This window comes from Levilactobacillus lindianensis, from assembly GCF_003946095.1.
Classification (GTDB): Bacteria; Bacillota; Bacilli; order Lactobacillales; family Lactobacillaceae; genus Levilactobacillus; species Levilactobacillus lindianensis.
In genome coordinates this window covers 33,125-54,873 of record NZ_RHOD01000015.1, presented here as the reverse complement: position 1 = coordinate 54,873, position 21,749 = coordinate 33,125, and the positions used below count along the sequence as shown (strand labels likewise).

General features: G+C 50.2%; 17 protein-coding genes. 6 read left to right on the top strand and 11 right to left on the bottom strand.

The genetic code is table 11. The annotated features are described in order from the left end of the window. Nucleotides 1-58: 58 nt before the first annotated feature. The 4 genes from EKM70_RS11440 to EKM70_RS07415 form a co-directional block, all read right to left on the bottom strand. Nucleotides 59-3,190, bottom strand: coding sequence for a mucin-binding protein (locus tag EKM70_RS11440; RefSeq protein WP_125546640.1), 3,132 nt, complete (start codon nt 3,188-3,190; stop codon nt 59-61). A 440-nt stretch (nt 3,191-3,630) separates the two neighbouring features. Next, entirely contained in the window at nt 3,631-3,882 is a 252-nt protein-coding gene (locus EKM70_RS07425) for a type B 50S ribosomal protein L31 (RefSeq protein WP_057878851.1), read from the bottom strand. A 100-nt stretch (nt 3,883-3,982) separates the two neighbouring features. Further along, a complete protein-coding gene (locus EKM70_RS07420; protein WP_125546638.1) occupies nt 3,983-5,272 on the bottom strand; it encodes a UDP-N-acetylglucosamine 1-carboxyvinyltransferase in 1,290 nt (429 codons plus the stop codon). A 128-nt stretch (nt 5,273-5,400) separates the two neighbouring features. Next, on the bottom strand, nt 5,401-5,937 hold the full coding sequence (locus EKM70_RS07415; RefSeq protein WP_125546636.1) for a TetR/AcrR family transcriptional regulator: 537 nt from the start codon (nt 5,935-5,937) through the stop codon (nt 5,401-5,403). Between the two features lie 645 nt (nt 5,938-6,582). Between EKM70_RS07415 and EKM70_RS07410 the strand changes: the two genes are divergently transcribed. Next, the gene (locus EKM70_RS07410) at nt 6,583-8,913 is read left to right on the top strand and encodes an ABC transporter ATP-binding protein/permease (RefSeq protein WP_125546634.1); all 2,331 of its coding nucleotides are present in this window, start codon (nt 6,583-6,585) and stop codon (nt 8,911-8,913) included. Nucleotides 8,914-9,612: 699 nt separating this feature from the next. Here EKM70_RS07410 and budA read toward each other — a convergent pair. Continuing rightward, complete coding sequence (budA, locus tag EKM70_RS07405; RefSeq protein ID WP_404819864.1) at nt 9,613-10,323, bottom strand: acetolactate decarboxylase; 711 nt, start codon at nt 10,321-10,323, stop codon at nt 9,613-9,615. A 15-nt stretch (nt 10,324-10,338) separates the two neighbouring features. Next, nucleotides 10,339-12,021: an acetolactate synthase AlsS gene (gene alsS, locus EKM70_RS07400; protein ID WP_125546630.1), complete on the bottom strand. Its 1,683-nt coding sequence runs from the start codon at nt 12,019-12,021 to the stop codon at nt 10,339-10,341. Between the two features lie 123 nt (nt 12,022-12,144). Here alsS and EKM70_RS07395 point away from each other — a divergent pair, with 123 nt between their 5' ends. Continuing rightward, nucleotides 12,145-12,582 carry a MarR family winged helix-turn-helix transcriptional regulator gene (locus EKM70_RS07395; protein ID WP_057878858.1) on the top strand — a complete coding sequence of 146 codons (438 nt, stop codon included), beginning with the start codon at nt 12,145-12,147 and terminating at the stop codon, nt 12,580-12,582. A gap of 570 nt (nt 12,583-13,152) precedes the next feature. Here the strand turns inward: EKM70_RS07395 and EKM70_RS07390 are convergent. From EKM70_RS07390 to EKM70_RS07380, 3 genes are all read right to left on the bottom strand, one after another. Further along, a complete protein-coding gene (locus EKM70_RS07390; RefSeq protein WP_125546628.1) occupies nt 13,153-14,760 on the bottom strand; it encodes a CTP synthase in 1,608 nt (535 codons plus the stop codon). 168 nt (nt 14,761-14,928) lie between these two features. Next, on the bottom strand, nt 14,929-15,579 hold the full coding sequence (gene rpoE / locus EKM70_RS07385) for a DNA-directed RNA polymerase subunit delta (protein ID WP_057878860.1): 651 nt from the start codon (nt 15,577-15,579) through the stop codon (nt 14,929-14,931). A gap of 44 nt (nt 15,580-15,623) precedes the next feature. Then, nucleotides 15,624-16,064, bottom strand: a complete 441-nt coding sequence (locus EKM70_RS07380; RefSeq protein WP_057878861.1) for a DUF1934 domain-containing protein — start codon at nt 16,062-16,064, stop codon at nt 15,624-15,626. Nucleotides 16,065-16,413: 349 nt separating this feature from the next. Here EKM70_RS07380 and EKM70_RS07375 point away from each other — a divergent pair, with 349 nt between their 5' ends. Genes EKM70_RS07375 through yidA (EKM70_RS07360) form a run of 4 tightly spaced genes read left to right on the top strand, consistent with a single transcriptional unit; the run spans nt 16,414 to nt 20,279 of the window. Then, the gene (locus EKM70_RS07375) at nt 16,414-17,235 is read left to right on the top strand and encodes a lipoate--protein ligase family protein (protein ID WP_125546626.1); all 822 of its coding nucleotides are present in this window, start codon (nt 16,414-16,416) and stop codon (nt 17,233-17,235) included. 28 nt (nt 17,236-17,263) lie between these two features. Then, complete coding sequence (locus tag EKM70_RS07370; protein WP_125546624.1) at nt 17,264-18,643, top strand: HD domain-containing protein; 1,380 nt, start codon at nt 17,264-17,266, stop codon at nt 18,641-18,643. Continuing rightward, nucleotides 18,633-19,442, top strand: a complete 810-nt coding sequence (yidA, locus tag EKM70_RS07365) for a sugar-phosphatase (RefSeq protein ID WP_125546622.1) — start codon at nt 18,633-18,635, stop codon at nt 19,440-19,442. The genes EKM70_RS07370 and yidA (EKM70_RS07365) overlap by 11 nt, the downstream gene beginning before the upstream one ends. 27 nt (nt 19,443-19,469) lie before the next feature. Then, nucleotides 19,470-20,279 (top strand): sugar-phosphatase, encoded by an 810-nt coding sequence (gene yidA / locus EKM70_RS07360; RefSeq protein ID WP_125546620.1) that lies wholly within the window; start codon nt 19,470-19,472, stop codon nt 20,277-20,279. Nucleotides 20,280-20,400: 121 nt separating this feature from the next. Here the strand turns inward: yidA (EKM70_RS07360) and EKM70_RS07355 are convergent, their stop codons facing one another. Continuing rightward, nucleotides 20,401-21,138: a class I SAM-dependent methyltransferase gene (locus EKM70_RS07355; protein ID WP_125546618.1), complete on the bottom strand. Its 738-nt coding sequence runs from the start codon at nt 21,136-21,138 to the stop codon at nt 20,401-20,403. A 25-nt stretch (nt 21,139-21,163) separates the two neighbouring features. Beyond that, on the bottom strand, nt 21,164-21,523 hold the full coding sequence (locus EKM70_RS07350) for a DUF3899 domain-containing protein (RefSeq protein ID WP_125546616.1): 360 nt from the start codon (nt 21,521-21,523) through the stop codon (nt 21,164-21,166). Nucleotides 21,524-21,749 lie beyond the last annotated feature (226 nt).

Sequence of the window (21,749 nt, the reverse complement as noted above, 5' to 3'; positions counted from 1 at the left end):
TGGCAGTCATGCCTTCAAAAATTCATCTCTTAATGGCGACTTCTAACTTTATTGCTGGTTAAAAGTCCCGTTTCCGCCAACCAAATAGGCTAGCTAATAGACTCAATAACATTAAACCCAGCGCAACGAAGCCATGCGCAGACTTTTCACTGGTCTGTGGTAATTCAGTACGCCGTACTTGCTTGGAAGCTGTCGCCAAGTTCTGAACCTGAGCACCCTCACCACCAGCAACCACGTCAGATACTTTGGCTGGTTTTTGACCATTAGTACTTGGTTTTACAGGCTTGCTCGGCTTCTTACCTGGCGTCACTTGTGCCCCATTGCCACCTGTCGATGGCTTATCTGGCTTTGCTGGTGGTGTCACCGTGCCGCCACCATTATCACCGTTGCCTCCGGTTGTCGCATTAGGGGCATAGGTCACAACAACTGCCAAATCCGTACTTTCAGGCGTTACTGACTGTGCCGTCGTCTGTGTCAGATCATTAGCAACATCTGTCGTCGCCGTGACGTGCATCCCCGAAACAACCGGATCAGCAACAGCGTCAAATGCCACCGTATCACCATCTTTGTAGGTAACCCAACTGCTATCAGTTGGTTGCCCCGTCGTACTCAACTCTGGGTCAGCCGTCGCATCCGCCTTCCAGTAAGTTAAGGCTTCATTGGTCACTTGATCGGTCACCGTTGCGAAAGAAATCGCCTTGGAAACCGGATCTGCCACGGATTGTTGTTGGGCATTTTGATAATTAATCTGCTCGTGAATCACCTTGGTAGCCGTCTTGAAAGCATGAGCCAAGGTAATCGTGTAATCGAGATTAGCCGTAGGAGCATCAGTAAATGTAATGGCACTGGTACCATCGGCGTTCTTCGTGGTGTCACTGACCAAGGTGTACCCCTTGGCAAGCGCAGGATTAATCACCGTTGCTGAATCGAAGGTACTCGTGGTGCCCAAAGCACCCTTTAATTCTGGATTGGACTGATCGTCTAAGACCTGAATAGTCTTACCAGTCGTGGCATCCTTCACCGTGACAGTGGCGTGTGCAGCTTTCTTATAGACCATCAACAGGGTCTGCTTAGGTCCAGCGAAAGGCACAGTCGTATCCTGACTAACATCTGTCCATGACTTCCCATCTACACTAGTCTGAGCACCAGTGTAAACATAATCGGGCAAATCCTTTTGGTAACTGCTCAAGGTCAATTGTTCATCTGATGTTCCATTATGACTGTCGGTCATTGGTGTCCCATCAGCATTGGTCAGCTGTGTCACGGTCCCATCAGCGTTCTGAACCGCGTAAATGACTGAGAGATTCCAAGGCATGACATCCTTGTAGAATAGCAACGTCCAGTTCTTGGAATCTTTCGTCAAAGTTGTCGTAAAACTTGGTTGCCGATTTGCCTTCCCGTTCCCAGCTAGATAATCAGAATAAAGACCCGTTCCATCCAGAATCAAGTTAGAGAACGTATAACCCTTGGCAATCTGCTGATTAAAGAAGCTGATCACAGTTGGGTTGGCGCCAACGTTAAGTTCAGAACCAACCTCACCAGAGATCAACGTTGAGGGAGCCAACGTGAGCTGTTGCCCATCGGCTTGGAGAAGTTGAATGTTTACATTAATATCACTAACATTTTCGGCTAAATCATAAGGCTGAATGATGTATCCCGCGAAGGAACTGTTGGGATCAGACCAGATTGTCGATAAACTCCCATAGTCTGTGTTGGTACTATCCTTCTGCAGGTTGTACCAGGACAACGTATTGTCGTTTACATTACCAGTATCTGCGCTTGATGGATACAAGGATGGGTACGTTTCCTTGTCAGGATTATCAAATCCTTTAATTGGCAGGTTGCTCGACGTCAAGTCTTTAATGATAAACGATGGCGTCGTATACGTCAGTAGCCCATCTACCGTAACAGCTTCACCCTTGGCTAACTGCGAGCTAACCGTGATTGGCGCTAACAGCACGTGTTGATAGGCGAGTCCCACGTTCTTAATATCAACATTCTTATCTGTTGCCAGCGGTGAAATATCAGTGATTTGGTTATAAGGCAGGTCGACAGAAGTCAGCGTATCCTTATTCCCGAGGGCTGAGATATCGTTAATTGAAAATGCTGTCAAGGCCACTTTCTTTAATTTTGTGAGCCCACTAAGTGCCCGAATATCCCAAAGATTTCCGTTTTTAACGGCCGTTCCAAAAGTGGCTTGGTTCAGCAAGACATCTGGATAAAGATCCAGTACTTGCAGATTCGTCGCATTCTGCATACCTTCCAACGTGTACATGGCCATCATCGCCTTATAGTAGACGGTTGGCGTCTTGTGGTCGTAATTGCTGGACATTAAGCTCTCGTCCGCCGTAATGTTCGTAACGGTGGCTAAGTCTGCCTTGGTGAAGTTGGCACGGAAATCAGCAATTGTCGCGTACGTCTTCGAAAAGTTACTCAACCACAAAAAGTTCTGTAAGGCATTGTCTGGCATCCACTCATCAATGTACAACGGGTGAGTCCCATCAGAAAACCGAAGAGGCGAATTGACATCCATCCCTTTAGCATCCTGCGCAATGTTATTCGCATAGGTTTCTCCCAACCAATAACCGTAACCAGTCGGCGCCTGATAAGTTGGACTGTAACCATCCTTGACCCGGAGATCCGAGTTAAGCCCATTGGCTTCGGAATGGTCATATGTATATTGCAGGTGATCAGTCTTGCTAACGTTGAAGGCTGGTTGTCCCGTCACCGGATCAGTCAAAGCAGTTGGATCTTTAACGACGATCCCCGTCTGCACGTTAGTCTTAGGGGCAGTATGAGTCTGTTCAGGAGCTTCATCTAAGCTCTCTGCTTCGGGTGTTGGAACACCAGTCGCGGGCTGTTCCTCAACTTTATCAGAAGAATCTGGCGTTTTAGGAGCAGTCTTCTCATTATCGGGTGCTGGTGTCTCTGGTTCCTGAGACTTCTCTGCTACCGGAGCTTGTGGTGTGCTAGTCTTCTTCAAAGGAACCTCGGAATGTTCACCAGTTGTTTTATTGGGGTCAACGGATTCCGTTCCTGGCGTATCGTCGGCCGCTTTGGCGGTCTGAGTTGCCTGCGGTCCAGCAATCACCCCAACTGCCAGACTTGCCACGGTAACACCCGCAACTAGCCAGCCTTTATGTGACTTGTACATCTTATAGTGTGTTTTACGCTCAAAGTTTTTCATCATTGATCCCTCTCCTCAAACAATGACCAAATAACAACCTAACAGCGGACAGATACCTGTCATTCTCTTTAAAAATGTCCTCTTACTGTCCAGTATAGCCAAATTGTGAGAAACAATCAACGGCCTAAATCTTTGTGGGGAATAAAGATTTCAATAGTCGAGTACAAAGACTGTCATATCAACAATCTACTCCATTTATTTTACTATTGTATTTTGATATTTATCGTCGTGAAAGCCCTTCATAAGTACCTGATTGTGTACAATCTAAACGACTTTTATCATCTTTTGAGACGACCTAAACGCTCTAAGAATGCGGAGCTAGGCCACTTGACGTCGTCTCACGGAACGTGGTGCCATTATCGCAAGTGCACCAATCACCTAAAAAACGGTACAAAAAAACCGGCGACAATCAAGCCACCGGCGACAAATCATATTTTTTATAATTAGTCGTTTGATAAACCATACTTCTTGTTGAAACGGTCCACGGCACCATCGGCCTGAGTAAACTTTTGCTTACCAGTGTAGAATGGGTGTGAATCTGAAGAAATTTCGACACGGATCAATGGGTAAGTGTTACCATCTTCCCATTCAACCGTTTCGTCAGAAGTTGCAGTCGAACCAGACAAGAACTTGAAACCAGTACTTGAGTCTTGGAAGACAACTTCATGGTAATCTGGATGAATTCCTTGCTTCATAATGTATTTCGCTCCTTTGCCCTGGCCCATTGACTGAACCAGAGATTGATTTAATCGTCAACCGTTGAATTATACCATGAATTTCGATACTCATCAATGACTAATCTTGGCCGTTTTCCACCAAACTGGCGTCGCCAACAATCTCGACATCTGCATTTAACGCCGTGAGCTTCCCGGCAATCCGGTCATAGCCCCGTAAAATGTTATCAGCATGGGTGATCACGGTGTCCCCATCGGCCATCAAGCCGGCAATCACTAACGCTGCCCCGGCCCGGATTTCCCCAGCCTGAACCTCGCTACCGATCAGATCTGTGGAAGGATCGACCACAATGGTGTCGTCCTCCGAGCGGATGCTAGCGCCCATCTTCCGTAATTCAGAGATGTGCTTGATGCGTTTAGGATAGATCGTATCGATCACCACGCTGCTCCCGGAAGCCCGGAACAACAGCGGTGTTAAGGGCTGTTGAAGATCCGTGGCAAAACCTGGGAATGGCATGGTTTTAATCTTAATTGGCTTTAAATTATCGGTGTGTGGCACGTAGATACTATCTTCACTAATCTCTAACGGCACACCCATTTCAATCATCTTAGCGGTAAAGGCCTCCAAGTGTTCTGGAATCACGTTCTTAATCGTGATCCCATCCCCAACAGCCGCAGCCATTGACAAGTAAGTCCCGGCTTCAATCCGGTCGGGGATAATTGTGTGGGTATTCATTGCCCGCAACGTTGGGACCCCTTCGATCCGGATGACGTCGGTACCCGCCCCCCGGACATGGGCGCCCATGTTGTTCAAGAAGGTTGCGATATCGATGATTTCTGGTTCCTTAGCGGCATTCTCAATCACCGTCGTCCCAACGGCCTTCACGGCTGCCAAGATGGAATTGATCGTGGCCCCAACGGAAACCATGTCGAGGAAGATTGTAGCCCCGTGTAAACCGGTTGGTCCAGTCGTTATCCGCACGGTTCCGTCCTCTTCTTCAACATTGGCACCTAAGGCTTCGAAGGCCTTGATATGCTGGTCAATCGGCCGTGGGCCAATGTTGTCACCACCAGGAAAACTCAGCGTGGCCCGTTGGAACCGCCCCAACAAGGACCCCATAAAATAATAAGATGCACGCAAGCTCTTGATAGCCTTACTTGGTAGTGGTGCTTCGACGATTTCAGTTGGGTCGATGGTCAGCACGCCATCCTCGAAAGTGGAGTGCACGTTCATTGATTTCAAAATTAACATTAAGTTGTGAACATCCAGAATATCCGGCACCATATCAAAACGAACCGGTGTATCAGCGAGAATTGCTGCCGGAATTAAAGCTACGGTACTATTTTTAGCGCCGCCGATCGTTACTTCTCCGGAGAGACGTCGGCCGCCATGAATTATCATTTTTTTCATTTTGAAGCGATCCTCACTTATTCTAACTTCCATTATAATTCCATACAGTCAGATACCATGATAAATAAATCAGCGGTAAAAGACAACTGTTTCACGGTATTTCAGGTAAAATGTAATATTTGCTTCCCTTATAGGGGGGTCGTACGCAGGTTATCCAGGTTGCGCGCCAGAATAGTGTCGATAATAATTTGCGTCATTTCATGGGGCGACTCGACCATGCCGCCCTTCACCCAAACCTTCAACACACTCTGAATACCGGCTCCAATATAAGCTCCCTGATAAGCCGTAATTTCCGGTGGTCGGGGCCCGGTCTGATCCATCAGTTCCTGCATTCGCGCCAGGACTTTCGTCTTCCCTTCGACAAAGACTAGGTTACTGAGCTTCTTATCTCGGTAGAAGGCGGTCAACAGGTGTTCGAGAGCCTTGCTAGGGGTCGATTCTTGAAATGGCTGTAAGGACGCCACAAAGGCCTTCTCGATACTAGCCACACAGTCGTAAACGTCCGTGTAGTAGCGATAAAAGGTCGTACGATTCACATCTGCCAGCTCACAGACTGTCGTGACGGAGATAGCCGTGATCGGCTGATTCTCCAACAACGACAGTACGGTTTCCTGAATGACGCGCTGGGTATACTGTGCGCGTCGATTATTCTTAACGCCAACCATCCTTCACACTCCTAACCTATCAAGTCTGCCGCCGCGGGTGGTCAGGGACGCCATCCTGTGGGGCCCGGTCGAAGCCAAAAAGCGGTCTTCAACCTCGCCTCCAAGCCCCACCCAAACCGTGGGTCTTGCAGACGTCCCGTGCTGTAACCCCGGAAGGACACCGGGCTAACACCACCGACACAGGATTCTGCCCTAATCACCCACGGCTAACTTATCGGAACGTCTTCCCTGACGACACGTATATTCTAAAATTCCCATAACCAACCCAACCACAGCACCGGACGCTTTGAAGACCACCGTCTTGGGGGTTCAAAACGAGTTCGAAGACCGCCTTTGGGCTTCGGCCGTGCCCCACAGGATGGAGACCCGAGCCATCACCAGCGATCACGAAAACTTTCAGGTGAGATTACGTGCCGTTAGGTGGCGGGTCTGGTAAAGTAATAGCCGACAGTTAGCCAGGCGACCGCCATGCTTGCAACACCCTGTTGAAATGTGTTGCATTCACAACAGTTCTGTCGACATTGGCGGTTGCCAACTGGCAGTACAATTTTTATGATATAAGACACAGTGTTGCAGTAATGACAATTTTACCAGAAAAAGCCCTGTAACACCAACACTAGTCAAATAATGAAAGGATTATTTCGAATGCTGGAACTCAAACATATTAAAAAGTATTACTACGTGGGGGATTCCGTCACCAAAGCTCTCGACGACGTCTCCGTCGCCTTCCGTTCTCAAGAGTTCGTCGCGATTCTCGGACCCAGTGGTTCCGGGAAGACCACCATGTTAAATGGTATCGGTGGCCTGGACATCTACGACTCCGGTGATCTCGCCATTGAAGGGAAATCCACCAAGGACTTCTCTGCTTCCGACTGGGATGCCTATCGTAACAACTCCGTCGGTTTCATTTTCCAAAGTTACAACATCATTGGTCATTTAAGCATCCTTGATAACGTGGAAATGGGGATGACACTGAGTGGTGTCCCCAACGCTGAGAAAAAGCAGAAAGCCTTAAAGGCCCTCGACCGGGTTGGCCTGACGCCCCACATTAACAAGAAGCCCAACCAACTTTCCGGCGGACAACTCCAGCGGGTTGCCATTGCACGGGCCATTGCCAACGAACCCAAAATTCTCCTGTGTGACGAACCCACCGGGGCCCTCGATACCGAGACCAGCGATGAAATCATGCAGCTGATCAAAGAACTTTCCGCAGAACGCCTGGTCATCATGGTCACCCATAACCCCGACTTGGCTCACCAGTACGCGGACCGGATCATCGAGTTTGCCGATGGAAAGATTCAGCACGACTCGAACCCTTACGACGATCATGCCGATGCCGAACAGTTCAAATTAAAGAAGACCAAAATGACCTTCTGGACGGCTCTGAAGCTGTCATTTAACAACATCCGGACCAAGAAAGGTCGGACTGCGTTAACGGCCTTCGCTTCCAGTATCGGGATCATTGGGATCGCCGTGGTCTTAGCGTTGTCCAACGGTTTCCAAACGCAAATCAATAAGACCCAAGCCAACACACTGGCGCAGTTCCCTGTCACTATTTCACAGACTGCCACGAGCACCACGGGCGCTCAAAACAGTAATGACAAGGTCAAGTCGAGCAACGCCAAGCAAGTCACGGCCAAGGTCAGTGACCAAGACAAGGCAACTCATACCAACAAGCTTACCAAGGATTACTTAAACTACGTTAAAAAACTCGATCCAAAATTAAGCAAGAACGTCACCTACACCTACTCCACTGGAATGAACTTACTGCGGCAAGTCGATGGCAAGACCAAGACGGTCTCCTTCTCCAATGCCGACAGCAACAATGACTCCAGTGCTATGCAAGCAGCCATGGCCGCTTCAACGGGGGTCGGCGGTTCCGTTTATCCTAGTGCCAACGATGGTGGTTTGAACTTCCTAAAGAAACACTATAAGCTGGTTTCCGGAAGCTACCCCAAGAAGGCCACGGATGTCATCTTAATCGTCGATCGCGATGGATCAACCAACATCAATGCCCTGAAAAACTTAGGGTATTCGGTGAAGGCCAATCAAAAGTTTAGCTACAACAAAATTGTCGGAACAACCATTAAAGTAGTCAACAACAACGACTACTACCAGAGTCTTCCCACCGGAAATTACATCCCTAACAAAGCCACGAACTCCCTGTACAACAACAGCAATAACACCTCGCTGAAGGTTGCCGGGATCGTGAAAGTGAAGTCCAAATCTTCCGAAAATGTGTTGGCTTCCGGAGTTGCCTACAGTGACAAGCTCACCCAAGACATCATCCAGAAGAACAAGGGCTCTCAAATTGTGAAGGCTCAGAAGAAGGCCAATGACAACGTGAGGACCGGCCAAAGTGTCGACAGCACCACGAAGAAGTCTCTGGTCAGCTACCTGGGTGGATCAACCACACCTGCCAGCATCTTAATCTACCCGAATACCTTTAAGAATAAGGACAAGGTTCTCTCTTACCTCGATAAATACAACAAGGGGAAGTCCAAGTCTGACAAGGTCATCTACACCGATATGGCCGGTACCGTATCCGACCTGACCGGTGGTCTGATGGACGCGATTACCTACGTCCTCGTTGCCTTTGCTGGTATTTCACTGGTAACCAGTATGATTATGATTGCCATCATTACCTACACCTCAGTGCTCGAACGGACAAAGGAAATCGGGATTCTGAAGGCCTTAGGGGCACGGAAGAAAGATATCACCCGTGTCTTTGATGCCGAAACGTTTATTCTTGGGGTTGGTTCCGGGGTCTTAGGGGTCGTCATTGCTTGGCTCCTGACGTTCCCAATCAACGTCGTTCTACAGAACATTACCGACCTGAGCAATGTCGCCCACCTCAACCCAGTCCACGGGATTGTCCTGATTATCATCAGTACGGTTCTGACCATGTTGGGTGGCCACATCCCAGCACGGATGGCTGCGAAGAAGGACGCCGCTACGGCTTTACGTTCTGAATAAGTATTTTTAAATAACCACATTGGTCCACTAACTTTCGAGTTGGCGGGCCTTTTATTTTGGGGATCGGCAACCGTGGTGGTACTGGACGCCTTACCGGCCGACAGATAGGGGCTGGAACGGTGCGAACACAACTTGAAGCCTCGAAACCCACGAGTCTCCAAGCTTGGTTTTCTCCTAAGCCAGTGAGAAGTTCACTCACTGACTAAGGAGAACGACGCGCCTGAGCCCCTATCTGTCGGCCTCACGGCTTAGGTGGAAACACCAAGTCAACTCTTGTCGACACCATTGAAATTAGTAAGAAACAGTGTCGTTAACCTGTCCAATCAAAACACTTTTCCTTTTTCGACTGACGGTGCATCCAAAAAAAACAGATGCTGAGGTGTTCGAATCAGCCGGACAACTATATTTTGAACGTCACCACAAGGTGGATATAGAAAGGCCAACTTCGTTATGGTCAAGTACTAACCTAGCCGGAGGAGGCCAGGGATGAGCCGGCCGTGGCGGTGGCGTTAGACCGAGTGCCCTTCTCGGCCTTACACCACGGGCGACTTTGAAGACCCGCGCCTCTGGCGGGGCTTCAAATCGAGCGAGAAGCCCGGGTTTCAGGCTGAAGCGTCCCCACAGCAGGCGGCCAATTTAGAACATAAAAAAAATCGCAACCCATTTAGGATTACGAGTTTTGAGTTCAATTCGTTTTGTTTAACCCTCGGCCTGATGCAGATCGCCCATGATGTCATCTTGTGAGAAATCATGTTGCTGGTAATCGGTATCGGCAACGGGGAGATGTTGTTCCAAGGTATTGAAAATCTGAACCTGAACCTCACCAGTCACGCGACCAAAGCCCAGGAGATGACCACCAAAGCTGTGGGCGTCATCCAGAAAGTGGTCGTGATAACCCCCGACCGCGACCCCGTCAAAGATCTGTGGAGAGTAGTATCCCAACAAGGTCCCTTCCACGGTGTCACGAGTGAAGATACTCTGATTTTCAGCTGTCTCTGCCAGAGACTTGAATGGCCGACTGGACTTGGCTACCGCCCGGGTCTTCACATCTGTAAAGGTCCCCGTGACCCTAATTGAGAAGAAGGTGTTGGCGCCGTGCGTCAGGCCTAACACTTGGTCATGAAGTTCTTCACGGGTGGCATTTTCCATCGTAAGTAATGGCCGATAGTCGGCGAAGTGGCTGTTGGCAAATGGCAACGTGAAGTCGTCACCGACCACGGTTACTTTCCCCTCACTGTTAACCTGATATGGGTTGCCGTCTAAGATAATCAGCTCACCATCCAGGCCCTCACCCGTCCCAATTCCGGTATCCCCGTGGGCCAATAAGGTCCGCATTGGTAGGGTTCCCGTCAATAATCCTGGCACTAACAAGGCCAGCGTTCCGTGTTGATATAAGGTTGTTGTCTTCATCGTCATAACTTCCTTTTAGCTTAAGACATCTTCGAGTAATAAGGACTTTAATTGTAAATTATCGCGGTAATCCACGGGAATTTCCACCACGACTGGCCCGTTGGCGGCTGTCGTAAAGGCTTCACTCAGAGTGCTTGCCAGATCGGCGGCGTGGTCCACGCGTAAGCCAGTAGCGCCAAAGCTTTCGGCATACTTCACGTAATCCACGGGGCCAAAACTAACCGCGGCATCGTGACCGTATTTCGCAATTTCTTGGAAACGCACCATGTCGTAGTAGCCATCGGTCCAAATAATCTGCACGATTGGCAAATTCAACCGGACAGCGGTCTCGAGTTCTTGGCTGGAGAACAGGAAGCCACCGTCACCAGCAACCGAAACGATCGGTTGACCAGGTCGTTCGAGTGCGGCCGCAATCGCCCATGGAAAGGCAACGCCCAACGTCTGCATCCCGTTACTGAACAACAGGTGCCGAGGTTGGTAACTCCGGAAGTAACGCGCCATCCAAATATAGAAACTTCCAACATCCACCGTCACGGTCGTCTCATCATTCACTTGATCCTGTAAAGCTTGGATGATGGCCAATGGATGAATCCCATGGTCATCGTCAGGGGTTGGGGCCTCTGCTTGAGCCGCCAATTTGTCCCCTAAATCCGTCAATTCTGTCTGAACCTCATTGGATAAGGCCCAGTCGCTTGGCAAGGCCTGGCCCAATGCGTGTAGGGTTTTGGCAATGTCGGCGTGAATCACTAATTCTGGTTGATAATCGGTGGTGATTTCTGGCGCCACACTGTCGAGACTGACCACTTCACCAGTCCGGTCGGCGTTCCAGATCCGCGCTTCGTATTCCACGGGATCGTAACCCACCGTGATCACCAAGTCACTTTCCTTTAAGAGGTTATCACCGATTTGATTACGGAAAAGACCCACTCGACCAAAGTAGTTGCGAACTAGGTTACGGGATACGACACCGGCTCCCTGGAACGTTTCAACGACGGGAATATCAGCGTGGCCTAACAACTCACGAATCGCGGTCGTCACGTCACTGGCTGAGGCCCGCATGCCGGCCAGAATCACCGGTAGCTTGGCGTGTGTCATCTTATCGACCAGCGCACTGATCGTGGCGGGATCGGCCACCCCTTGGTCAATGGTTGGCACGGTCTTAATTTCTGGTCGGTCGACCTGACCGTTTAACACGTTTTGTGGTAAGGAGATGAATGTCGCCCCCGCCTTAGGTGCCCGCGACGTTTGGTAGGCGTTAGCAAAGGCTTCAGAGAGACTGTTGGCGTTCTGAACTTCGACACTAGACTTAGTGGCCGAGCTCAGGAGTTCCTTGCTGGGAATACTCTGGTGAGTCAAGCGGCCAATGTCATCTTGGGGAACCTGTCCCCCCAAAGCAATGACGGGATCGCCTTCTGCGGTCGCCGTAATTAGACTCGTCGTTAAGTTGGAAACCCCAGGACCAGAAGTGGTTGCAACTACGCCAGGTTCCCCAGTAATCCGACCAATCCCGGACGCAATCAACGCGGCATTCTGTTCGTGCCGGGTCACAATGACCTTTGGTGCTCGTGGGTCCTTGCTGTACTCCAGCCCTTCGAAAAGTTGGTCAACCTTCGCGCCCGGAATACCGAACACGTACTTGATCCCCTGATTAATCATGCTTTGAATTAACGCTTGTGCGCCAGTCTTGGTTTTTGTCATCGGTGGGTCCCCCGTTTTCATTTTTTAGTTTAATTGTGTTGACAAGTCAACTTAGAATCATCATAATAGCCTTAAGTTGTTTTGTCAACATAGAACCTTTTTCACAACAGAAAGGAGTGCGCCATGATCGATTTAGGTTATCTGGCTCAAGATATTTCTATCCTACACCGTAAATACTACAAGGACACCAGCCCGATATTTAAGGACTTGGGGCTGAATCCAACGGCCGCCTGCGTCCTACTGACAGTTCACGAGCACCCGGCCATCAACCAAAGTCAAGTTGCCAAGACTCTAGTCATTGACAAGGGCCTCACCACCCGCGAAGTCAACAAGATTCAAGCCCTCGGCTACCTAACCAAAACTGCCGGGAGTGGCAAGACGCAGCTCCTCAGTCTCACCCCGGCCGGCCAAGACATTGTGGCCCAGGTTCAAGATATTCGTCGTAGCTGGTGGCAAGCCCGCTTCGACCAAACGGGCATCGATGCCAATAGCCCGTTGATCCCCGCGATCCAAGCCGCGGTAACCAACATCATCGACGATCCCAACGTTCCAGCAAAATAGAAGATTAATGCCTGTCGCCATTCCTGTTTGGGAGTGCTGACAGGCGTTTTAATTTGCCTTCAAATTTGAATTAACACTAGGATTGCTTTGCTACATTAGTCCACTACTAGGCAACTGTTGTGGTACGACTCGCCTTACCGGCCGGCAGTTCGGGGCTGGAACGGTGCGAACACAACTTGAAGCCTCGAAAATCCCGAGTCTTCAAGCTTGGTTTTCTCCTAAGCCGACGAGAAAACCACTCGCCGACTAAGGAGAACGATGCGCCTGAGCCCCGATCTGCCGGCCTCACGGCTTAGATAGTAACATTATGGCAACAACTATCGATACCAACACAGTTAAGTCAGATTGAGATCTGCCTCCAGCATATTTGAATCCTAGCGATCTCGAGCTACAACTCAGACACACCAATTAACTAATTAGGCTGCTTATCACTCGACAATATAAAACGGGTAAGCACCACTTGGCCTCAGCCAGGGATGCTTACCCGTTCAGTATTTCAATTCAGTTATCTTTAGTTATGGTAAAGTACAGTCCTTGCCGCAGGCGGCCAACTTAAACGACCTTAGAAAATTAGTCTTTAACTTCATCACTGGCAGCGGCGATAAAGTCGCGGAACAGGCCTTCTGGCCGGTTTGGCCGTGACAGGAATTCTGGGTGATATTGTGAAGCCACGAAGAACTTCTTTTCAGGTAGTTCAATTACTTCAACCAGGTGGTCATCAGGTGACGTTCCGGAGAAGACCAGGCCCTTAGCGGCCATTTCTGCGCGGTACTGGTTGTTGAATTCGTAACGGTGACGGTGACGTTCCTGAACAATCTCTTGATTGTCGTAGGCAGCGGCAGCACGGCTACCCGCCTTCAACTTGCAAGGGTACAGACCCAACCGTTGGGTCCCTCCCATTTCGTGGACGTCGGCTTGATCGGCCATCAGGTCAATGATCTTGTGGCTGGTCTCAGGGTCCATTTCTGTTGAGTTGGCATCCTTGTAACCGAGAATATCACGGGCAAATTCGATGCTGGCCACTTGCATCCCCAGGCAAATTCCGAGGAATGGCACATCTTGTTCCCGGACGTACTTGATCGCCGTAATCATACCTTCGATCCCCCGGTCACCGAACCCACCAGGAACAATCACACCATCGGCATCGCCTAAGATGTCTGCCACGTTATCTGGCGTAATCTTTTCGGCATCGATCATGTCCAAATCAATCTTGGCATCGACCGGATAACCGGCGTGCTGTAAGGCTTCGGCCACGGAAATGTAGGCATCGTGTAGGCCAACATACTTTCCAACTAAGGCAATCTTAATCGTCCGCTTCAAGTTCTGCATGTGGTCCACCATCTTGGCCCATTGTGCCATGTCAGACTTAGGCGCATCCACCTTGAAGTGATCCAAGACAATCTGATCCAACCCTTGCTCTTGTAAACGCAGGGGAATGGAGTAGATCGTTGGCACATCCATAGACTCGATAACGGCTGAAGGCTGCACGTCACAGAACAACGCAATCTTCTGCCGCATGTCATCCGTAATGTGGTTCTCGGTCCGAACAACCAGAATGTTTGGTTGAATCCCGATGCTCCGGAGTTCGCGAACAGAGTGTTGCGTTGGCTTCGTCTTCATTTCGTGAGCCGCATGCAGCGTTGGAACCAGCGTCGTATGAATGTAAACGACATTCTCGTCACCCACTTCAGACTTCATTTGCCGGATGGCTTCCAGGAAGGGTTGGGATTCGATATCCCCAACAGTCCCCCCGATTTCGGTAATCACGAAGTCGGCACCCAAAGTCTTGCCGGCCCGCATGATCTTTTCCTTAATCATACCGGTAATGTGAGGGATCACTTGCACAGTTGCTCCCAGATAATCACCGCGTCGTTCCTTTTCCAGAACTTCCGAATAAATCTTACCAGTCGTCACGTTTGAGAACTTGTTCAGATTGTTATCGATGAAACGTTCGTAATGACCCAAGTCCAAATCAGTCTCGGTCCCATCATCGGTCACGAAGACTTCCCCGTGTTGATAAGGGTTCATCGTACCGGGATCCACGTTGATGTATGGATCGAATTTTTGAATGGTTACGTTTAACCCACGGTTCTTTAACAACCGTCCTAGGGAAGCAGCTACGATTCCCTTACCTAGTGATGAAACCACGCCGCCAGTCACAAAAATATATTTGGTCATGTGCAAACTCCTTGTAAGATTATTTAGGGTATAAAACTATAAAAAAACTCCCTATTCATTCGGAATAGGGAGCTACTTCACCGTTCAGTTGTCCTCACTACAAGTAGCAAGGAGCCCAAAAAACATACTAACTGTTTTTCGACTGTAGGTCAAGCAAACATTTTCAATTTACTTTTGATCGCTGTCTTCTTCGTCATCGTCGTCTTCATCATCGTCATCAGAGAAGTCGAGATTGTCGGTGTCATCGTCGTCCGGGGCTTCCATCTGAGAAAGCTGGTCTTCGATACCATCTGGGATGTCTTCCGAAGCATCTTCTTCGTCATCGTCATCGATGCCTAGGCCGGTCTGTAACTTGCCCAGGTCAGGCGTTGAGCCGGTTGAATCGTCATCATCGTCGTCATCACTGGCGTACGAAGTGTCGTCATCTTCTGGATCATCGTCATCGTAATCGATTACGTCGTCGTCATCGGTCGTATCAGCGAGGAAGGCGTTAACCTTCTTACGCTTCTTACGCTTAGGTTGATCTTCATCTTCCTCAGCGTGAACCGTCGCTTCATCGATGGATTCAAACGGATACCAAGTTCGCAGTCCCCAGAGGTTATCACCCAGAGAAATGAAACTACCATCGACATTTAAATCCGTATAGAATTGGGACAGCCGGTTACGAACTTCTGCGTCACTGTCGCCCAAATAGGCTTGCACGGCGTTTGCTAAGTCGGCAAATGCCATCACGTCACCGTGTTGAGACAAAATGGCGTGAGCAACTTCGATCATTGATAATTCCTTTTTATTCTGGCCCTCAAAGACTTTTAATTCCAAACTGGTGCACGTCCTTTCCACAGTCTACGAAATATGATACTCGTTTATGCCGTAAATTGCAATCGAATCTTGTAGTTCCCGACTAATTCTTCACCAGCATAGAGCAGGTAGTCAATCTTGACGTTTCCGCTGAATGGTCGCTCCTGAAAACTGGTCTCCAGGTATGGCGTCACGGTCTCGATTGGCATGATCCCATAAGGCGTCTTGTAGCGCGCCGTGACCCGTTTGCCACTGATGAAGTGTAACCGCAGTTCAGCCTCCGCGTTTCGCGTCAGGTGGACCTCACCTTCTGGCGTGAACTTCATCGTCACGGGCGTTTCCTTTCCCGTCTCTTGATCGGGTTCCAGGTAGCGAAGATAGAGGTTTAAGCCCATCTGAACGAGCTGACCTTCCACATCTAAGCGGTAGTCGGAAACGTCTCCATCCTGTTTAATATGCGTTTCCAAGTGAATCATCACGGGCACCCCCGTTGATAACTGATCCATCTGCACACTCCCTTTCCGTGAATTGTCTGCGTTAATTATAGTTCATTTTTCTTGGAAAACCTATTCTTTAATACTTTAAGACCAAGTTCTTTGAGAATCCCTACCCACCTCCGGCTAAGATCCAGCAGTCAAGATAATTTTAAATGTCTCCTGTAATCATCAAACTAATATTATTTGCCAATGGATCTTATCATTCACAACAACTACCGAACGTCATACGTACACATCGAAATCAAATCTAAGTGATCCGGCTCACTCAAACAGCCACTACACCCCCAACCATGACGGGGTCTAAGTTTTCTAGTATAATGAAAACATTGCATCTAAACGACTGAAAGGGGGACGTCTCTTGGCACCACTTAATTTAGCCACTGACCGGATTCAGACGCTGACGACCGCCATTGCGGCCGAGCAGAAGAATCAAGCCTTTGGGTACACCAATGCCCTGCTGGATCTAATCCCCCGGCTTAAACAGCCCGTATTGCACTTCTGGACCATGCCACCAACCGTCATCATGGGGATTAAGGATAAGCGGCTACCACACCTTACAGACGCTGTCAGTGCCGTTCACGGCTACGGCTACGACCATGTTCTCCGAAATTCTGGCGGATTGGCCGTCGTAGCCGACGGTGGCATTCTGAACGTGTCCTTGTTTCAACCCCTGACGACCCCCGCCATTAGCGTGGCGGCGGCTTACGACCAGATGTTGGACTTGATGGCGGCGACCTGGCCGGAGCTCGACCTGGCTCACCATGAGATCACCCGGTCCTATTGTCCAGGCGACTACGATCTCAGTGTCAACAACCGTAAGATTGCCGGTATTTCGCAACGCCGCAGTCCACACGCGATGGTCACCATGCTTTACCTCAGCGTCACCGGTGATCAGCTCACGCGCGGCAGCCTGGTTCGCGACTTTTACCGCGCGGGTTTAGGAGATCACCCCAACGATTGGAACTTTCCCGACGTCGATCCTGCGGTCATGACCACCGTGGCGAATCTCTTGGATCGCCCGCTCACCGTAGCAGACGCCCGGCAACGGATCCTCGCGGCTTGCACCTCGGCGGGTCTCGACATCGGCCAAGGCAAATTAACCGCGGCCATGGCAACCCCCTGGTTTCAGGACCGGCTAGCCCACGAAACCGCCCTGATGGCACGCCGCCAACCTATTTAAATGTTCAAATTAAGAAGGAGGAATCACTGTGAGTTACGCAACTGCTCGGCTACCCCGAGAAAAAGTCTTTCGCGACCCGGTTCACAACTATATTTACGTTCAACATCAAGTTATTTTAGACCTAATCAACACCCGTGAATTTCAACGGCTCCGGCGCATCAAGCAACTTGGAACGGCTTCACTCATCTTCCACGGTGCCGAACACTCGCGTTTCACCCACTCACTGGGGGTCTACGAGGTCACCCGCCAAATCTGTGATAACTTCCAACGTAACTATCCCATGGAAATTCCAGGTGATGGCGGTTGGGATGACCGGTATCGACTGACGGCCTTATGTGCCGCTCTGCTACACGACATTGGTCACGGTCCCTACTCTCACGCCTTTGAACACATCTTTCACACGGATCACGAGGCCATTACCGCTGAGATCCTGACGTCACCAACCACCGAGGTTAATCAAGTGCTGCGGCGCGTCAGCCCAACCTTCCCGGCCGAAGTGGCGAGCGTCATCCAGAAGACGCACCCGAACCCCCAAGTGGTTCAGATGATCTCCAGTCAAATTGATGCCGACCGCATGGATTACCTCCTACGAGACGCCTACTTCACGGGAACCGAATACGGAACCTTTGATATTACCCGAATTCTGCGAGTGATGCGTCCTTATAAGGACGGCATTGCCTTTGCCATGAACGGCATGCACGCCGTCGAAGACTACATCATCAGTCGCTTCCAAATGTATCAACAGGTCTATTTCCACCCGGTTTCTCGGGCCATGGAAGTCATTTTGGATCACTTGCTGGCTAGAGCCAATGAGCTCTACCAAAACGGGAACGAGGATGAGAGCTTCGTGCCCCATCTCCTATTGCCCTTCTTCAACCACGAATTTGATCTCAAGGACTACTTGAACCTCGACGATGGCGTCCTTACCACCTACTTCATTCATTGGCGCGACTCCGATGACGAGATTCTGGCCGACTTGGCCCACCGCTTCCTCGATCGGAAGCCTCTGAAGAGCGCGATCTTCTCCGCAAAGACGCAAGACTTGATCCCACATCTTCGCGACCTCATCGCCTCCGCTGGGTTCAACATCGACTACTACACGGCCACCGATAACAGTTACGATTTGCCTTATGATGATGCCTATGACCCTCGCGTCACACATCCCCTAACGCAGATTGAACTTCAAGAACCGGATGGTAGCCTGCGAGAACTCTCGACAGTTTCCGATTTGGTCAACGCCATTCGCGGAAAGTTCTCCGGTGACCAACGCTTCTTCTTTCCTAAGGAAATGCTCAGCCCGGATAGTCACGATCCCGAGCTATTCCAGCCCATTTACGATGACTTCAAGCAGTATATTCAAAACAACCAGTTGATTCAGCCGAAGGAGACTGATCACCATGACCATTAAACTCATTGCCGTAGATATCGACGGCACCCTTCTCAATGAAAATGATGAACTGACCTCCGGTACTATCCAGGCGATTCAAGCAGCCCGTGATCGTGGCATCAAGGTGGTTCTCTGTACCGGTCGTCCCCTCACCGGCGTCACACCTTACTTAGAAGCTCTGGGCCTGAGTGGCGACGACCAATACGTCATCACCTACAACGGATCATTGGCGGAAACCGTCTCCGGGAAGGTACTGACGAAGCATTCACTCACCTATGACGATTACGTTGACTTGGAAGCCCTCGCCCGGAAGTTTCAGGTACACTTTCAAGTCCTCACCCCCGACCACATCTACACCGCCGATCAAGACATCAGCCCGCACACGGTCACCGAGAGTCACTTCGTCCATCTCCCCCTCCGCTACCGGGCGGCGTCGGACATGCCCCGCGATCTTTTGATGCCCACGGCAATCTTCATCGACAACGCCCCCGTTCTCGATAAGGTCGAAGACCAATTACCCCGTGAAATTTACGATCGGTTCTACGTGGTTCGCACCATGCCTTACTTTATTGAAGTCCTCAGCAAAAACGTCAGCAAGGGCAACACGCTGGCCGAGCTCGCCACGACCCTGGGGCTCACCGCCGCCGAAGTCATGGCGATCGGCGATCAAAACAACGATCTCCCGATGCTGACCTATGCCGGCCTCGGAGTGGCCATGGGAAACGCCAATGAAGCTGTGAAGGCCGTCGCCGATACGGTGACGACCCCCAACACCGCCGATGGCGTGGCCACCGCAATCCAACGCTACGCCCTACCCTAACGACATGAAGGAGAATTGACGAAAAACATGACAATTAAAATGATTGCAATTGATATTGACGGCACCTTACTCAACGAAAAGAATGAATTGGCCCCGGCCACCATCGCCGCGGTTCAAGCCGCTACGGCCAAGGGCATCAAGGTCGTTCTATGTACCGGTCGACCACTGACCGGGGTACAACCTTACCTCGATGCCTTGGAACTGAGTGGTGACGACCAATACGCCATCACTTACAACGGGTCGGTCTCCCAGACCGTTTCTGGAAAAATGATGACCAACCATTCCCTCAGTTACAACGACTTCATCGACTTGGAAGCCCTCGCCCGGAAGCTCCAGGTACACTTTCAAATCGAAACGCCTGACTACATCTACACGCCCAACAAGAACATCTCAGCCTACACGATTGCCGAAAGTATGCTCGTGAAGATGCTCATTCGTTACCGTGCTGTTGGCGAAATCAGCCGTGACCTGACGATCTCTAAGGCCATGTTTGTCGATCACAAGGACATTATCGACCGCGTCAATGCCGAGATTCCCCAAGAGTTTAGAGACCGGTTCTATGTCGTTCAAAGTACGCCATTCTTTGTTGAAATCATGAACAAACAAGCCAGCAAAGGGAACACTTTAGGGGAACTCGCCACTAAATTAGGCTTTAGTGCCGACGAAGTCATGGCCATCGGCGACCAAGGAAACGATCTGACCATGATCGAATACGCCGGTCTCGGAGTTGCCATGGGCAATGCTATTGACGAAGTTAAAGAAGCGGCTCAAGTCATGACACTCAGTAATGTTGAAGACGGTGTCGCCGCCGCCATTCATAAGTACGTCTTAGACTAGACGCAACGTTTTGAATTTCTGTCCTCCGTAGGCTCAAATTTAAGACACTTAACTTAAACAAATAGACGACTCACTACCGGTTTCTCTGGTAGCGAGTCGTCTGTTTTATTAAGGTCACAATTTATTTGATCGTCGCGTTTTTCCCCTTAACCGCTCGAATCACGTAACTCCCTTGCCAAGGTCCGGTCCACCAACCGTCAAACCCAGCCGACTTGGACACCAAGACTCGACAACCAGCAGTCTCTAAAAAGTTTTGGTAGCCTCTTCGGTGATGCTCCGTATCCACGATCAGCAGTTCGCCACCCGGTTTTAAGACCCGGACGGCTTCTTCTAACGCCTGATCACGCTTGGCTTGAGGCTTGATGTTATGCACCGCAAAGCTGGTGGTCACGACATCAAAACGGTTATGATCATACGGCAAATCTACCATATCCGCCGTAACCAAGGTGACGCGATCGGCAACCCCCAAAGCTGCCATATTCGCCATGGCTGCCTGTTGGGAATTCTGTGATTGGTCCCGCGACCGCCAGAGATCGACGCCCACGGCATGACCGGTTCCCGACAACTCCTGGGCTACGCGGCCCAACACAGCGCCATGACCACAACCCAAATCTAAGATTTGTGCGTTCGGGTCAATCGGCGTCTGAGTCAATAACCGTTCCCAGATAATTTTCTTTCCCCGTAATGAGGTGTGTAGGAAAATTCCAGTTCCGATCACGAAAATCAGGCCAACCACGATATCCCAAAATCGCCCCGTCGCACTTCGTTCCCAGAAAAAACTACTGAAGAAAAAAAGCGCCGCAACCGAATAAACGATTGGAACTACGGGCGCATCAATACCAGACGTCACTTTTTTCATTTTAATTCGCTCCCCTAAGTGAATTTTATAGCAGTGTTAAAATAATCCCGATAACGACGTAGACCCCACCAGAAACCAACCCATAACGGGCAAAACCATTCACCACGATCGGTGAATTCTTCACCGTCGCCACGTGGCGGACGTCAATTTTTTTCTCGCGTTCCTCTTTGGTTACCGGGTCCCCTTTACGTCGTCGCCGACGCCACCCGGTAAACAAATGGCCCTTGGCCAAGATCCCAATCATCCCCAAGACCAGCAGTGCCAGTCCCACCATGAAAAGTAAATTGCCAATAACCATTAACGGTTGTGCCAAAATGCGCATTGCTAACGCAACAATCAGTCCCACGGCTAACGTCCCCGTGGTCCATCGCTGCCAACTTGTCATGGCAGTTGCTCCCTTCAAATTTCAAATTTACACGTGCTTTCCTAACCTCCGGCAGCCAGAAATCAAGTTTAAACTCCTTCAACCGGTCCGTCGATCTTAGCCGGAGGTGGACAGGGCCGATACCCTGTGTCGGTGCTGTTAGGTCGGTGACTCTCCGGCCTTACAGCACGGGGCGCCCTCGAGACTCACGCTCTTGGTGAGGCTTGAGGACGAGATTGAAGACCGC